This window comes from Ohtaekwangia sp. (assembly GCF_036568665.1).
Lineage (GTDB): Bacteria > Bacteroidota > Bacteroidia > Cytophagales > Cyclobacteriaceae > Ohtaekwangia.
On the sequence record NZ_DATCSD010000209.1, the window covers coordinates 1 to 16,576 of the forward strand.

Annotated in this window: 14 protein-coding genes; 5 read left to right on the forward strand and 9 right to left on the reverse strand. The window is 41.4% G+C overall.

The window, feature by feature from the left end:
• Window positions 1-191 precede the first annotated feature (191 nt).
• Genes VIN08_RS11600 through VIN08_RS11625 form a run of 6 tightly spaced genes read right to left on the reverse strand, consistent with a single transcriptional unit; the run spans window position 192 to window position 5,758 of the window.
• Window positions 192-1,148 (reverse strand): glycosyltransferase family 2 protein, encoded by a 957-nt coding sequence (locus VIN08_RS11600; RefSeq protein ID WP_331964824.1) that lies wholly within the window; start codon window positions 1,146-1,148, stop codon window positions 192-194.
• A gap of 28 nt (window positions 1,149-1,176) precedes the next feature.
• A complete protein-coding gene (locus VIN08_RS11605) occupies window positions 1,177-2,157 on the reverse strand; it encodes a glycosyltransferase family 10 domain-containing protein (RefSeq protein ID WP_331964827.1) in 981 nt (326 codons plus the stop codon).
• The gene (locus tag VIN08_RS11610) at window positions 2,154-2,957 is read right to left on the reverse strand and encodes a hypothetical protein (RefSeq protein WP_331964830.1); all 804 of its coding nucleotides are present in this window, start codon (window positions 2,955-2,957) and stop codon (window positions 2,154-2,156) included. Before VIN08_RS11610 ends, VIN08_RS11605 begins: the two co-directional genes overlap by 4 nt.
• 55 nt (window positions 2,958-3,012) lie before the next feature.
• Window positions 3,013-3,696: an FkbM family methyltransferase gene (locus VIN08_RS11615; protein ID WP_331964833.1), complete on the reverse strand. Its 684-nt coding sequence runs from the start codon at window positions 3,694-3,696 to the stop codon at window positions 3,013-3,015.
• Window positions 3,697-3,714: 18 nt separating this feature from the next.
• A complete protein-coding gene (locus tag VIN08_RS11620) occupies window positions 3,715-4,923 on the reverse strand; it encodes an ABC transporter ATP-binding protein (RefSeq protein ID WP_331964836.1) in 1,209 nt (402 codons plus the stop codon).
• A 4-nt stretch (window positions 4,924-4,927) separates the two neighbouring features.
• Window positions 4,928-5,758: an ABC transporter permease gene (locus VIN08_RS11625; protein ID WP_331964839.1), complete on the reverse strand. Its 831-nt coding sequence runs from the start codon at window positions 5,756-5,758 to the stop codon at window positions 4,928-4,930.
• A 366-nt stretch (window positions 5,759-6,124) separates the two neighbouring features.
• On the opposite strand from VIN08_RS11625, the gene VIN08_RS11630 reads away from it, so the two are divergent.
• Complete coding sequence (locus tag VIN08_RS11630; protein ID WP_331964841.1) at window positions 6,125-7,024, forward strand: glycosyltransferase; 900 nt, start codon at window positions 6,125-6,127, stop codon at window positions 7,022-7,024.
• Here VIN08_RS11630 and VIN08_RS11635 read toward each other — a convergent pair.
• Window positions 6,976-8,304, reverse strand: a complete 1,329-nt coding sequence (locus VIN08_RS11635; protein ID WP_331964843.1) for a hypothetical protein — start codon at window positions 8,302-8,304, stop codon at window positions 6,976-6,978. The genes VIN08_RS11630 and VIN08_RS11635 overlap by 49 nt on opposite strands.
• Window positions 8,305-8,383: 79 nt before the next feature.
• Window positions 8,384-9,556 (reverse strand): tetratricopeptide repeat protein, encoded by a 1,173-nt coding sequence (locus tag VIN08_RS11640; protein ID WP_331964846.1) that lies wholly within the window; start codon window positions 9,554-9,556, stop codon window positions 8,384-8,386.
• A 127-nt stretch (window positions 9,557-9,683) separates the two neighbouring features.
• Between VIN08_RS11640 and VIN08_RS11645 the strand changes: the two genes are divergently transcribed.
• Window positions 9,684-10,322 carry a hypothetical protein gene (locus VIN08_RS11645; protein ID WP_331964849.1) on the forward strand — a complete coding sequence of 213 codons (639 nt, stop codon included), beginning with the start codon at window positions 9,684-9,686 and terminating at the stop codon, window positions 10,320-10,322.
• 91 nt (window positions 10,323-10,413) lie between these two features.
• On the opposite strand, the gene VIN08_RS11650 is transcribed toward VIN08_RS11645, so the two are convergent.
• Window positions 10,414-11,523: a DegT/DnrJ/EryC1/StrS family aminotransferase gene (locus tag VIN08_RS11650; protein ID WP_331964852.1), complete on the reverse strand. Its 1,110-nt coding sequence runs from the start codon at window positions 11,521-11,523 to the stop codon at window positions 10,414-10,416.
• 153 nt (window positions 11,524-11,676) lie between these two features.
• On the opposite strand from VIN08_RS11650, the gene VIN08_RS11655 reads away from it, so the two are divergent.
• The 3 genes from VIN08_RS11655 to VIN08_RS11665 form a co-directional block, all read left to right on the forward strand.
• Window positions 11,677-14,640, forward strand: a complete 2,964-nt coding sequence (locus VIN08_RS11655; protein ID WP_331964855.1) for a DUF2723 domain-containing protein — start codon at window positions 11,677-11,679, stop codon at window positions 14,638-14,640.
• 149 nt (window positions 14,641-14,789) lie between these two features.
• Window positions 14,790-15,167, forward strand: a complete 378-nt coding sequence (locus tag VIN08_RS11660) for a hypothetical protein (protein ID WP_331964858.1) — start codon at window positions 14,790-14,792, stop codon at window positions 15,165-15,167.
• A 189-nt stretch (window positions 15,168-15,356) separates the two neighbouring features.
• A partial coding sequence (locus VIN08_RS11665; protein ID WP_331964861.1) for a TonB-dependent receptor occupies window positions 15,357-16,576 on the forward strand: 1,220 nt, incomplete at its 3' end.

Here is a 16,576-nt window from a genome sequence, read left to right on the forward strand (position 1 = left end):
CCAACTTCTGAATGCATCATTATCAAATTCGTAAGGCTTTCCACTCCAGGATCTTCGATTAACATCTATCGAGAGACAAATAGAATCTGCCGCGTGATAAACTCTTGGTAAAGATTTCTTTAAAAGCTCCCAATCGTATGCTACACAAAAACCAACTTTGATCTGATTACTCATCCAGGAAATGTTTCTTTTCAGAATCGTTTACTTAAAAGCCGGCTTGTATAAAACCTACACGTTTCTACAGGCATTTGGAAAAAATTACGCATAATCAATAAAAAAGCATTTAAAAATTGTCTCTCGGTTCTATTGATATATACCAGAAAAACACGGTAGTCAAATTCGGTTTTTCTTTTATTTCTCCTCCATTGTAATCTCGAAATTTTATCGTTCTTAAAGTAATAATCATTAATAACCATTTTCAATTCATACATCTTCCGTTCCTGCAATTTATTAACCTTGTCCGTTTGGCTTATCGATGATTCATGAACCCTGTAATAATATAGCGTTCGATCTATACAGTAAATCTGGTAATGACAGCCTACTCTAAAATAAAACTCTGTATCGGTAGATGCCTGTGTCTCTGGTGTAAGCAGGTGTGCATATACGCCAATTTCGTCAAACACTTTTTTTCGAATAATAGACAGGCCCTGGCGAAGAACAGGAAACCCCAGCATTTTGTGAGCTCCTAAATTTACAAGCGGAACACACGAAAATGGTTTCTCACGTGCAAAATCGGGTAACTGCATCTCATTACCCGTTATCCGGCCGTTGCTATCAATGGTGATGTATTTTGTAAAGACCAGGGCTACTTCCGGTATAGCTTCCAGTATATCTAATGAAGATTGTAATATTTCCGGATGCCATATATCATCTGCATCCAGTTTAACAAAATAAGGAGCGTTACAGAATGAAATGCCTTTGTTCCAGTTCGCCAGCATCCCTAAATTACTTTCGTTCTTTAATGCTTTGATTCTGCTATTCCTGGCACTATACGATTGTGCAATTGAAAATGTATCATCGCCAGAGGCGTCATCAATAATTAGCAGTTCCCAATCAGTAAAGGTCTGACTCAATACACTATCGATTGCCTCCGATATATATTTCGCTGAATTGTAAGCAGGAATAAAAATAAATATCTTGGCTGGCATGACCATTTTCTGTTACAGGCAAAGTAAATCAAGAATATAGTTTGCGATAAATTTTCCGGATAAGAGAAAATGTTTCTTTACTATAGCGCGATTTAGGGTTTAACCTAACTTTCTCTTTTTGCAAATTATTTTGAAGATCCAGGTGCGTTTGCATTATGTTAACAACGGCAGGTATAAACTGATATTTGTTGATAGTAAGATCTCGCGCCTGCAAAACAGCTTCGTAATTTACGCTATAGCGATCTTCTTCTATAGCCGCCTCTATGGAGTTGATTGATTGTTTGTAATCATTCGTATCTATTAAAACCATGGATTCCTTCGGGTAGTAATCCAGTATATTCTGGCATCCAAAATATATAGGCATGGTTAACGCACAATAGCAATCCATAATCTTCTCTGTGAAGTAATATGGAACAGAACAATTTTCAATAGCCAATGAGTATCTATACTCCTGCAAGGCATCCCACTTATCGGTTATCTCATTCTCTCCTTTTCCAAACCAAACTAACCTGTCTTTAAAGTGACCTTTTAATTTATTGGCAAAAGCATATCGTTTAAGATGACCTTCTGTTGATACATTGTTTGAAACAACAACAGAAAAATCCTGGCTCTTCTCCTGAGAAAAAGAGTTTATAAAATCATACGTTTTTCTTACCCGCCACGGATTCAAATTAAAAGTCCGCAACAAATTCCGGTGCTTCAAATCGTCCCTGGACGTAACAACCGTCTCAAACTGATCTATATATTTCTGATCATAATGAGGTACCTGTTGCTTTTCTTCTGATACTATCAATATAACATTCTGCGGAGGACATTTAACCGTCTCTATTTTATCAACCGATTCATGCACGATCCAAACATCACACTCCGTTACGCTATCATTATTGATCTCAAATTGAAAGTCGCCCCATTCTTTTTTCAAAGCAGGAAAATGGTTCTCGTACGACCAATGGCCGTGTTGATACCAGTTTAATGGGTGCGACAACTTTACTTTTATTTTCCTGCTCATTTCTTAACTATAACTAATGGAACAGCTCCTATCTCACTTGCTATTTCCGAGAATGAACTCCAGTATGATCCATAGATTTTTTTAGTAGCTGCCAGACAAAACATATCGATCAAAGCTTCTTTTATACCCAAACTTGTTTCTCGCGATTTTTCGTTTGAATAGCTAATAACAGCCTCCCGAAATTTTGTTTTTATGTCCTGCATGATCACGGCATTGTCGGTTGCAACAAAAAACTGCGTAAGCGGATTTTGCGCTATCTCCCGCTCCATGGTCTCAATAAACAACTCTGTTGGACTTTCTCGTATCGACAGATCATGATCCGTTCTTCGAATATGAACACCATATATAGGGCTTCTATATTTACTGGTAACGGTATTAATCTCCGAAAGAATTTCTTGTGTCGGCTGCGGAAAATGAGAACTCTTGTAAGAGTAAAAACACCAGTCTGTTTCGATAACCAAGTTATTCTTCTGGGCAGCACGAAAGAAAAAATCATCAAACCTTTCTTTGCTCCAGCCTGAATTTCTATTGGTATAAATTTCGTTGTTCGAAACAAAAACTTTTTTGCGCAAAGAGATCACCCGCTTCGTTAAGTTAAGAAGTCTATTAGCGAGTGTTAAATTTTCCTGAACATGATACGCTCCGTTCCAATTGAATAATTCATCATAGGAGCAGTTGAGCTCGGCATTCTTTCGCCAGTGTATAATTAAAGGCTCGTGAGTAGCTTGAGAAAGAGAGATTGCAGACGCAATAACTCTGAGTCTATTGCCCAATCCGCCCATCGGAATAACTTCAATCACAAAAAGTTTCTTTTAGATTTCCGATTTCAAATTCAAGATTCATACCCGCATATATTTATTCACGAACAAGTAGAACATTTCCCATGTCAACGTAAGGCAAATCCTCCAGCACTACGCGGAATTTACGATCTTCAAGCCATTTACGAAACTCCGGATATAGCGTAACGTTGCTATAGGTTTCTATGATACTTACCTCTGTGAATAAGACTTTTAAGGTATCGAAAATTTTTGGCGAGGATTGCAGCACATTAAACTCAGCACCTTGCAGATCGAGCCACATAAAATCAATCTTGTCTACATGATGTTGCTTCGCCCAGTCATCTATCGAGTATGAATTTACATAAATCGTCTGTTCAAATTTAACATCCGGATGTACCTCCAGGTGTTTGTTAGGAGAAAGGATAGAGCTGGATCCTTCGGATAGACCACTGCTTAAATGCAATTGAATCTTACCCGTTTTATCGCTCAAAGCATAAGGGTATAATTTTACATTCTTAACTCCTTTTAAACGTTCTTTCGCTTTTTCAAATAATTCAGGAACGGGCTCAAAAGAATGTATAGTTGCTTTAGGCCAAAGTGTTGCCATCTGTAAAGTATCTTTACCATCGCAGGCACCCGCTTCCAGAATTACAGGAGAAGATGTCAGGTACTTCTTAATCTCCCATTTATAGTCATCTATATATATATCCCTTTTCCCGGTTAGCCTTCTAAAAATTTTCTTCACTAATTTCATTACCATAGTTCTACAGAGGTTATTTTAATTCCGGATCAATTTTCCGTTTAAGATGACTTTACTCCAGTTCTTTGAACTGTTTTCCAGAACGGGCTTCAAATTATTATTTACCAATTCCGGAAGACCTATATTTTCAATTGACGCAAGACCCATTTTTTTAGGATGAGTGAAGAACAGATCAATAGAATACTTTCCACTAAGCAAGTCGGGCAGCGTTAACCGATATGAAAGATGATGAAGCCCCGGGGAAAGCTTCACAAAATCTTCGCGAAGAAAGTTACCAAAGCTTGCAACATACTCCTCATCCTTTTTTATATGTAACTCAAGCTCTACTACTGATTCTAGTTTCAGCAAAAAAGTAACATCAACAGATATACTATTATCTTCAATATGTATAGAGGTGGACTCCTGCTGATTTAGTGTGATTTCTTTTATTTCAAAAAAATCGCACGAATACACAACATGGTTTACAAGTTTACCCTCTTTTGCCGGCACATTAAGCGTAAGGTACTGATCGGCTACATCTTCAATGTTTCCTATGGTTAAAATCTTACCATCTCTGAGCAGCACTCCTTGCCGGCATAAATTCTTAACGTAAGGTATATTATGGCTCACAAATAATATTGTTCGCCCCTGCTTGTTCACGTCTTCCATTTTGCCTAAACACTTTCTTTGGAAGTCTGCATCACCTACAGCAAGCACTTCATCAATGATCAGTATCTCCGGTTCCAAAAATGCTGCTACTGAAAAAGCCAATCGTAACTGCATACCACTGGAAAAATGTTTCAGTGGTGTATCCAGGAATTTTTCCACCCCGCTAAAATCAACGATCTCATCAAATTTACTTTGTATTTCTCTCCGCTTCATTCCAAGCAGCGATCCATTAAAGAATATATTTTCTCTCCCGGTTAATTCAGGGTGAAACCCGGTGCCTACTTCCAGTAAACTTGCAATACGACCTCGGGAGATAATAGCACCTGTGGTGGGTGGCGTAATCCGAGACAAGATTTTCAACAATGTTGACTTCCCCGCTCCATTGCGTCCTATTATACCAATAGATTCTCCGGGCTGTACGGTAAACGAAATATCTTTCAAAGCCCAGAAATCTTCAACCTCACTCCGCTCGAGTTTTAATGCGTTCATCATCCTCTCACGCAAACTAAGGTAACCTCCTGCAAGATGATGTATCCTATATTTCTTGCTAATGTTTTGTATCTCTAAAATCGGCTTCATAAACTCAAGCAAAATCTGCAAAAAAATCTTCTGTCTTTTTAAAGTAAAAAAGACCCACGAGGAGCAATAACATACCACAGGCAAGACTTACATAAAAGAAAGGCAAGCTGGTTATCTGATTGGTTAGTGGATATCGAAAAAGTTCAATGGCAGCATACATCGGAGAAGCGGCCAACAAATATTGCAACACAGGATATTGTAGTAAAGAAACAGGATAAATAACCGGTGTGAGAAAGAACAGTACCTGAACCAGGAAGGGAATAACGTACCTGAAATCGCGATACTTTACATTGAGTGCCGCCAGCCAGGCACCAAGCCCAAGCGTGGCTATAACAGCCCACCCCAGTGCTATAGGCCAGATCACTATAGCAAACCATGCAATTGGCTGGTGATAAATTACCAGCAACACTGTAAACAGTACAAATGCCATCAGAAAATCAAACACAGCAACCGCTACAGATGATATAGGTATAACCAGTCTGGGGAAATATATCTTCTTAATGATGTTGGCATTGTTAACCATACTATTAGAAGCATTGGTAAGTCCGGTTGAAAAAAGATTCCAGATCAATAAGCCCGAGAATACATAGATGGGGTAAGGCAAATTTTGAGAAGGTATATTAAGGGCCCTGCCAAAAAAGAAAGTAAAGATACCCATCATCAGCAAGGGTTGAAGTATAGCCCAGAGAAAACCCAAGACGGTTTGTTTATACTTTATCTTTATATCGCGCCAGGTAAAAAAGTAGAGCAGCTCACGATATTTCCACAGTTCCTTAAAGTTGAAAGAAAGCCGGTTCGCAGGTTCGATTATCGTTTCGGAGTAAGACTGATTCATAGGTAAAAGATTCTTCTCATTACAACTGGCAAGCCACTTTATACAACATTGGATATGTTGAAGTTAACAACCTTTTGATAATTATGTTTCTCGGTTTGGGATAAATATTCCCGGGCGATCATAATCATAACAAAAGGTTTTGCAGCGAGCCGATTGTAATACTCTTTGAATATTTTTGTAAAGTTAATCATGAATGTCTTTTTTTTATTCCCATATCCTCTCGGGGAGTCACCCTCACAGCGGTTCCGGTTTGAACAATACTTCAGCTTCCTTGCACACACAGGAATCCAGTATCAATGCCAGTCATTTTGGGATGAGAAAACCTGGAACATACTTTATAAAGAGGGATATGAATCTGTAAAGGTAATGGGTTTTTTGAAGGGTATACTGCGAAGATTCGGAATACTCTTTAAACTTCATAAAGCCGACTATGTTTTTATACACCGCGAAGCTTTACCCGTTGGCCCACCGATCATTGAATGGATCATCGCGAAAGTTCTTGGCAAAAAAATTATTTACGATTTTGACGATGCCATCTGGCTACCAAATACAAGTAAGGAAAACCGTATAGTCGGCTGGATCAAATGGCATTCTAAAACCGCCAGCATCTCGCGCTGGAGTTATAAAGTAAGTTGTGGAAACGATTACCTGGCGAGTTTTGCCAAACAGTATAATTCACGCGTGGTGGTAAATCCTACTACAATTGACACGGTGCATCATCACAATCCGGAGCTATATGCTAAACATACTTCGGATAGAATTACCGTGGGGTGGACCGGCTCTCACTCAACCCTGAAATACCTGGATGATATAGTACCTGTGCTGCAGCAACTGGAGAAAAAATATGGAGACACATTTCAGTTCCTGGTAATTGCCAATCGTAAACCGGAACTGGCAATTCGTAATCTCGCCTTTATACCATGGGTGGAAAAAACTGAAATTGAAGACCTGATAAAAGTTGATATAGGTATAATGCCTCTTACCGATGATGTGTGGGCGAAAGGTAAATGCGGATTCAAGGCGTTGCAGTATATGGCCCTGCAAATACCAGCAGTTATCGCTCCTGTAGGAGTAAATATAAAGATCGTTGACTCCGGGGTAAATGGTTTTTTATGTTCAACTCCTGACGAATGGTTTAATGCTATTGATAGATTGATACAGGATAAAAGCCTTCGACACGACATGGGGATAAAAGGAAGAAAAAAAATAGAGGAGAATTACTCGGTAATCTCGAACTCCTCTACCGTGCGCTCATTATTTGAATAGTATATCAGCGTAAGCGCGAGTGCATAAAAAGGTAACAGCGGAATTTTATACCGCGATAATGTTCCGAAGTTGAATGTAGAAACGCCTGTTGCAAAGGCAAATGTTATACTAAACACCAGGCAAAACATAACATGCGGGTTGCCAATGGCTGTGAGCAAGGCTCTGCCCTTTTTAAAAATGATATATATAGTCAGCAGAAAAAATGCGAGAGACTCCAAGGCTGACATGAGCATAAGAGGGTTTCGCACTTCCCACAAATAAGGTCTGAAGAGCGATACATTGATCGCTTGTGGTGCCAGCCTGACCATGCTTCCCATCGAACCATCCAACTCTCCAAGTGAATATGTACTGCCCGCGTCTCTTCCGGTTTGATATGCAATATCATAGGCCGTAACCATGGCTGTATTCGCGATCTTGTTCACGGCATAACGAGGATCATCTTTACCAATCTGTGTTACGGCAAAATATCCGAAAACCCCAATTACCACAATAACGAACGGGAACATCAACACTTTGAGAAAGGTCGATTTTACAGAAGACAAGTTTGCCATAAATACCCACAACAACATAGAAGGCGTAAAGCACATCAGAATATACTTCTTTATAGAGAAGATGAGGTAAAGATTGAGCAGCAACAATACAATGAAGGATAGCCGGATTTTGTGATCAACAAAAATCCGTTTGATGTAAAAAGTTGTGAGTCCGAGGCATCCGAGTGTAATGGTATCTTTCAGCAAACCTGATCCCCAGAAAATAACGGAAGGTATAAATAGTACCGATATAGCTATACCTTTATGCAGCGAGGGGTATAGCTCGTAAAATGTTCGGAAGAGTGCCCACAATCCCATAAATCCAAATACAGCAAAAAGTACAGCAGTTGCAGAATAAGAGGAGAAGGTTAACAGATCTAATATAGCCGCAATGCGGATGATCATGAACGAAGAAGAGTCGCGAAAAAAAGGAATGCGTGATGAGTATTGATATATACCGATCTCATCATTCTTATCTCCAAACAACAGTTTTAATCCGGTGAGGGGATCATCTGTGAAAGCTTCCCATATATGCCGGCTCCCATACGTGTGAAAGTTAAACGTATCGCCTCCGCCATAATAAAACTGGTAGATACAACCCAATGCCAATGCACCGCCAATCTTTAAAGTAATAGCCGGGAAATAATAAGGCCGTATAGTATCGTCCGTTACCCAATGGCGAATAGTATAGGCTACAAGGTAAACCAGTAAAATAACTATCGGGGTAACTATCAGGTCGCGAAGCTCCAAAGATGTTCTTTCTTGAGGCCTTAAAGTTCTCTGTTTCTGTTTGATTTAACAATAGCAGCCATCCCTTGAGCAATTGCACTCAATCTCCTTTCTCCAATCCTTTCAATCTTCGCTTGGCATCTTTATAGGCTTCGTCTTTACGACCCGCTTTTTTCTTCACGAGGTTAAACCATTGTTTGGCTTCCGCTTTATTTCCCTGTCGCTCGGCAATCTCTCCGAGGGCAATCATTGAGTATAAATAATAACCCGATTCTGTAGCTTCAATTTGCTCAGCGAACTTCATACACATTTTATAGTATGCTTTCGCATCGTCATATTTCTTGCGAGCTTCATAAATCTGCCCGAGGAAAAATGATGCATACCTTCCACTGGTAGCCTCATACCCAACCATACCACTATCGATGCGCGTCAGAATTTTTTTACACATCGGCTCTGCTTCCGTAAAGCGTCCTAACGAATATAGCATGCGTGCATAGTAACGGTGGAAATACGGATTGTCCGGATAAGTCTGGTATAAATATTCGCTGATCTGAAACGCACCATACTGATCGTTCTCATAACTGTTCAGAATGCGCATAAGCCACACCATAGCCTCTGTGCGTGTATAGAAGGCGTTGTACGAAACCTCTTTCAATTGTTTTAGTCCAAGTGCTTTATCGCCTTTCTTAAAAAAGAAGAGAACAGGTTTCAGTACCGGGTAATTTTCGGGTACCCAAACGGAGAAGTAATTATAAAGGGCATCGCCAAATAACAATTCGGGACTGAGGTCTTGTTTCTCTTTACTTTCTTCCAGGTAATCCAATCCATCTTTACCGGCAGAGGCAGCCTTGCGCCAGTTCTTTCTTTCTTCATCAGCATATAGTCTTCCTTTAAAACCATAAGCTGCCGCCAGAAAGAAAGCCGCTTCTGCATGATAAGCCGGGTAATCATCGTATAGTTTTTCTCCCACTTCGATAGTTGAGTCCATATAGGCCAGAAAGGTTTCATCGTGCGAAGTATCTTTTGTGTTCGGCATGATCTTCCACCACTCGATAAGCCCCATCAGAAAGTATGGCAGCGGGTGCCAGCGATAACGTGCGCGCAGGTATTGAAATTGAAACTCGGCCCGATCGAACTTGAAATTATACAGATCGTTCAATGCCTGTGTACATTCCAGTTGCACACTTACACTCGACAATAAAATAACGGTTGTATCTTTTCGGGTAATGGGTTGTGCTTTTACCGTAAAAGTTGCTACTAACAGAAAGACCATTACGAAAAGTCTGCTGACCACATAACCTTTATACCTTTGAAACGCTGAACTCTGTATCATTTATTTACTTTATACTTTTACCGAATCAGGAACTCTCCATCAACTTAAAACAACTTCTTTCCCTGGCATGACCATTATCTCCAAACCCGAAACTAAATCATTCTTCGCTACCGACAAAAGATTGTTGTTTGTACTGTTATGCATGGCAACGTTGCTGTTGCTGTACATTAAAATTTCCTTTATCGAAAACGAAACAGCAGCTTTCGAATTTCTGCAAGATCGGCCGGAGGGTATGATCCTCCGGATTATCGCGGCACTCAAGTTATTCTCCATTCCCATTATTTACCTGTGGAAATTCACCGTTATTGCCTTTGTTATCTGGTGCGGCTGTTTCATGTTCGGCTACCGGGTAACTTATACGCAATGCTGGGGTGTGGTAATAGGTGCGGAGTATATATTTCTGGTTCCGGAATTACTCAAGATTATGTGGTTTATGGTAATTGAAACCGATCCTACCTATAACGACATCGGTGCCTTTTATCCGCTATCGCTGATGCACTTTTTTGATTATTACTCGATCGACAAACGGTGGGCCTACCCGCTCCGCGCCCTCAACCTGTTTGAAATAGCCTATTGGTTTCTGCTGGTTGCCGGCATCCATCACTACGCTCGCAAAGACAAAAAGTATGTATGGATCATTGTATCGTGCTCCTATATTTTGCTGTTCTTTTTATGGCTGGGATTTTATGTGATTGTGTATAAGTAAAAGCTTTAGAGACGGGAAGTCGGAAGTAAGAAGCTTAAAGTGTAAAGCAAAAAGCTTACTTCCCGACTTTCACGGACTTCCGGACTTTTACTCAAAAGAAATTCTTCACGGCATCACACACCCGCTCCACCTGATTGCTCGTCATTCCGGGCCAGAGCGGAAGACTCAGGGATGTATCGGCTATCTTTTCTGTTAGCGGAAATTCGCCTTTACGAAACGAAAGATGTTCATAACATTTTTGCAGGTGAGGCGGAATCGGATAATGGATCATCGTTTCAATTTCCTGCTTCGCCAGAAATTCTTTCAACGCATCCCGTCTTTCTGTACGAATAACAAACAGGTGGTATACATGATGCGCTTCCTTATCCGACAGTGGAAGTATTATATCACCGATGTTCTTTAATCGCTCCAGATATATAGCAGCAAGTTGTCTGCGTTGCTCATTCCAGGTTTCCAGGTATCTTAACTTCACACGAAGTATAGCTGCCTGCAGTTCATCCAAACGTGAATTAACTCCCTCACGAACAGCTACATTCTTTACTTCAAAACCATAATTCCTGTATTGTTTTATAAACGAGGCAATGGATGCATCATCCGTTGTTACTGCGCCTCCATCACCCAACGCTCCCAGGTTTTTTGTAGGGTAAAAACTGGTGGCATTTACTTTTCCCCAGCTTCCTGTCCTGGTCTTCAGCCATCGTGCACCATGAGCCTGCGCATTGTCTTCTACTATAGCCAGATTATACTTCCGGGCCAATGACGTAATGGCCGTCATATCGCATGCCTGACCATAAAGATGTACTGGTAAAATTACTTTTGTGCGGGAAGTGATCTGAGGTTCGATTCCTGCCGGGGCTACATTAAAAGTACCCTCATGTGGTTCAACAGGTATTATAACGGCTCCCGTTCTGCTAATGGCGAGCCACGTTGCCAGGTATGTATGGGCAGGTACAATCACTTCGTCACCGCGGGTAACACCACAGGCCAATAAGCTCATGGTAAGTGCATCGAGGCCGTTGCCAACACCTATACAGAAATTTACTTCGTTGTGTTTTGCATACGCTGCTTCGAATGAAGCAACCTCTTCGCCCAGCACATACCAGTTGCTGGTATATACCCTTTTCATAGCCTCTTGAATTTCAGAGGCAATAGGCTGATGTTGAGCGGTAAATGATAAAAAAGGAATCGGCTCCGTATACATTTCAATTTTTCCGGCAGTACAAAAAAAGCAAGTTTCTTTTTCTAAAGATACACCAGCCATCAACCACTGGCCGTTCTGTAAATCTAATCAGCGGAATAACTAAAAATTCCCTTATTTTCGGGCTTTTATTTTCAGGTCATCATCTCACGTAACATGAATTTTCAGAAAACCAATAACATCACCGGCTGGATCGTCTTTGCCGTTGCTCTCATAACGTATTGGCTTACTATGGAGGAAACCGCCAGCTATTGGGACTGTGGTGAGTTTATCTCTGTATCCTACAAGCTGCAGGTACCTCACCCGCCAGGCGCTCCGCTCTTTCTGCTTATCGGACGCATGTTCTCTTTCCTGGCATTGGGTGATGTTACAAAAGTGGCTTACTGGATAAACTTCAGCAGTGTGCTGGCCAGTGCCTTTACAGCTATATTCCTTTTCTGGTCAATCGTATTATTCGGTCGCAAGCTGATGCGAATCAAATCTGAAGACGAATTAACGGCTGATAGAATCTGGGTATTGATGGGAGCCGGCCTTGTAGGTTCACTCGCCTATACTTTCTCTGACTCTGCGTGGTTCTCTGCTGTAGAAGCTGAGGTATATGCCATGTCTTCATTCTTCACAGCCTTTGTTGTATGGGCGATGCTGAAGTGGGATGTGATAGAAGATGAATCGAAAGCCAACCGCTGGTTGCTGTTGATCTTCTATATGATGGGGCTCTCTATCGGTGTTCACTTGCTGAACCTCGTAACTATACCAGCGCTTTCGCTGATATACTATTTCAAAAAATACAAGCCTTCAACCTGGGGTGTTATCGCCAGTATGCTGGTGAGTTTGGGAATTATATTCGTGATCAACGAAGTCATCATCCCCGGATTACCAACACTCGCGGGTAAATTCGAAATATTCTTTATCAATAGCGTGGGCCTTCCGTTTGGTTCCGGTGCCTTGATCTTTACTATACTGTTGATCGGAGCACTCGTGTGGGGAATTGTATTCTCACAGAAAAATCAACGCGTGTTGTTGAACACGGCATTGAATGCTGTTGCTTTCGTGTTGATTGGTTATGCTTCGTATGCACTGGTAGTAATTCGCTCGAACGACAACCCTCCTATCGACGAGAACGATCCTTCCGATGTAATGAGTTTCGTGAGTTACCTGAAACGTGAACAATACGGCAGCAGACCTCTACTATACGGACCATACTTTACCGCACAACCTATCGGTATAAAGGAAGGTGGCGCTATCTATAAAAAAGGCAAAGACAAATACGAGATCAAGGATCATAAATTCGAATACGAGTATGAACCTGGGCAACAAACTATTCTGCCCCGCATCTATAGCAGTGATCCGGATCATGTGAGAATATACCGTGAGTCGTTAGGCTTGCGTGAAGGACAGAAGCCTACGTTTGGCGACAATATCGCGTTCATGGTCAATCACCAGATCGGCTGGATGTATGTGCGCTATTTCTTCTTCAACTTTGCGGGTCGTGAAAGTGATATTCAAAATGCCGATTGGATGGGTCCATCACAATGGTTCGAAGATCTTCCTCCGCTGCTTTCAGAGAACAGAGGCCGCAATAATTTCTTTATGATTCCTTTTGTGTTAGGATTGGTAGGTATGTTTTATCAATCGGTAAACAACACACGGAATTTCGTTGTAGTAGCACTACTCTTTATACTCACAGGTGTAGCATTGGTGGTATACCTCAACTCACCTCCTACCGAGCCACGTGAACGCGACTATATCTATACCGGTTCATACTATGCATACTGTTTCTGGATTGGTTTTGCTGTTATTGCTATAGCTGAAACTTTGGCAAAGGCACTGAAGAATTTAAAAACGGCCGCTATTATAACAACGCTTGTTTGTTTCTCTGCTCCTATACTCATGGCGCAGCAGGGATGGGATGATCACAATCGCGCGAATCGTTACTTCTCTACCGACTCTGCCATAAATTATTTGCAGTCGTGCGCACAAGATGGCGTGCTGTTTACCGGTGGTGATAACGATACTTTCCCGCTCTGGTATGCACAAGATGTAGAAGCTGTTCGTACCGACTTGCGTGTTATTGTATTAAGTTACTATAACACCGACTGGTATATTGAGCAGACTACACGTGCCGCCTATAACTCGAAACCATTCCCGTATACTTTAACACTGGAGAACTATCGCGATGATAAAACGCAATATATACCATACTATAATGCGGGTATCAAGCAGATGGATCTTCACAAATACCTGGAACTGCTTCGCGACAATAACAAGAGCTTGTTAAATCCGGAGTATCGTGGCGAGCGCTATATGCTTCCTACCAAAGAAATCGTATTGAAAGTAGATGTCGATAAAGTAAGAAAACTTGGCATCATTCCGGAAGGCATGGATAGTTTGCTGGTTCCTGAAATGCACCTGCATGTAAAAGCGAATGCACTCGAAAGAAAAGATCTGGCTATGCTCGACCTGTTGGCTACCGCTAACTGGGAACGTCCGCTATATGTAAACAATACATCACTCGCACAGTTTAATGTTGACCTGAGTCGTTATGTAGTACAGGAAGGTAATGCTTATCGCATTCTGCCAATTCTGAATCCGCGTCCGTTCAATCAATCAGAACTGGTAAATACACCGGTGAGCTTTGAGAACATGACCAAGAAGTTCCAGTTCAGAAATGTAGACGATCCTTCGGTATACTATACTCAGGACTATCGCAATTTCATTCTGAACCACCGCAGCAGTTTCAACTCCCTGGCGGAAGCGCTTATTAAGAAGGGTGATACTGCGAAAGCACGTGAAGTACTATTGTTCAGTCTGGCCAAGATGCCGGATGCCTCGATCCGTTACGACTATACTTCTGCCCAATCGGTAGGTTATCTCTTCGAAGTAGGTGAAAAAGATAAAGCTATTGAGATCGCCAACGTTATGTGGAAGCGCGCAGATGAAATGGCTGATTACTATACCAAGAAGCGTGAGTATGGTCGCGATCTGCAGATCAATATAGTTGTATTGGGTGAATTGCAGAATGCATTGCATCGCTATGGCGAAGATGAACTTGCCAAGAAAATAGAAGATGCATACTCCAAGCACACGGCAGCGTTTCAACTAGACCGTTCTAATTTTTAGAACAGAAGAATAAAATCTGGTCTCTGTAAGAAGCCCTTCGGAAGTTCCGAAGGGCTTTTTTATCTCATAAATCCGGCTTAACTCCGATAACTTTTTGATCCTGTAGTTGTATTCAGGAACTTTACTGTCTGTAAAGCCTGGTCATCCCTGTGAAGAAGATTGCTGTCATGCTGTTGACGTTCTATGCTGCGTCCATGCTAAGTTATGGATCGCTCGAGATCGCGCACGACTTGCTACACTGGCTGGCTGATCACTACCATACGCATCTTCACGAGCACGAACACGATCATCATCATACCTTTCACGACCACGAACATAGTCACGGCTCGCACAATCACATCACTGAAAATGATGTCGATGGAGCTGAGCAAACTGATCTGCCGATTCTCATACATTTCTTCTTATACTATCAGTCTCAACCTGCCTTTCAGTTCCTGGTATCATTTACCGGAATAATAGGAACCAATGAAGCGTTCCCGCTGAAACACGTATACCTGAATCCCGATACTCCGCCTCCACAGGCTTAGTACATATACCCGTCTCTCATTTACACTTCATTCTGCTCATAGTATGAACTGTATATGTATTCCTTTTTTTGTTAACATATTATTCTTTAAGACACATATACTATATCAATGTTTTGCTAAAAGCATTGTAAGTATTTCCTGTCTTGTGTGGATATACTGTGCTATTACTTTATTAATGCATACCATCAAATGAAATATTATATACTTCGTTTTGGCATTGCTTTGTGTCTGCTATGGAATACAGCTGCAGCACAGGGTATATTTACCGGAACGATTACCGATAAGGAAAATATACCGCTCCCTGATGTAAACATATATATTCAGCAGTTAAATCGCGGAACGGCTACCGATAAACTGGGGAAATTCAAAATGCAGAATATTCCTGCCGGAGAGTATGATATTACTATATCTTCCGTAGGCTATACATCTGCCTCTCAGCGAATCACCATTCATCCAGGTGAAACAGCATCACTTACGCTTTGGCTGGAGCCGGGCGATCTTTTACTATCCGATGTTTTGGTTACCGATCAGCTTGACCATGGTATCAATAACATTTCGCAGATCGATATCAAGCTTCGTCCTGTCAATACATCGCAGGATATACTTCGGATGATTCCCGGTTTATTTATAGCACAACATGCTGGTGGAGGTAAGGCTGAGCAGATATTTCTGCGTGGCTTTGATATAGATCATGGTACCGACATCAACCTGGAAGTAGACGGACTGCCGGTAAATATGGTATCGCACGCGCATGGTCAGGGATATTCTGATCTTCACTTCCTGATTCCCGAACTGGTATCGAATGTAGATTTCAACAAAGGTCCTTATTATGCTGATAAAGGAAATCTTACAACAGCGGGCTATGCTGCATTCAATACAAAAAATTCGCTCGACCAGAATCTGGTGAAGGTAGAAGGCGGTCGCTTTGGTACATTCAGAAATGTTAATGCAATCAACGTTCTGAACAATGCCCATGGCGAGAGACGCGATAACCTATATATAGCTTCTGAGTTCTTTCGCACGGATGGTTTCTTCGATAACAACCAGCATTTCAACCGGATCAATATCATGAGTAAGTATAATTCATACCTCAGCGAAAACGAGATATTGACGATTGGATTCTCAACCTTTACCAGTAGCTGGGATGCTTCCGGGCAAATACCGGAGCGTGCTGTGGAGAGTGGTTTGATCTCGCGCTTTGGTTCGATCGATCCGACAGAGGGAGGGAAAACTTCACGCACCAATGTATGGTTCAAACACGTGAAGAAACAAAATGATGGCGGTACATTTGAAAACCAGCTATACTATACCAAGTATAATTTCAATCTTATCTCCAACTTTACGTTCTTCCTGTACGACCCGGTAAATGGCGATCAGATCACGCAAAGTGAATCGCGCAATATATATGG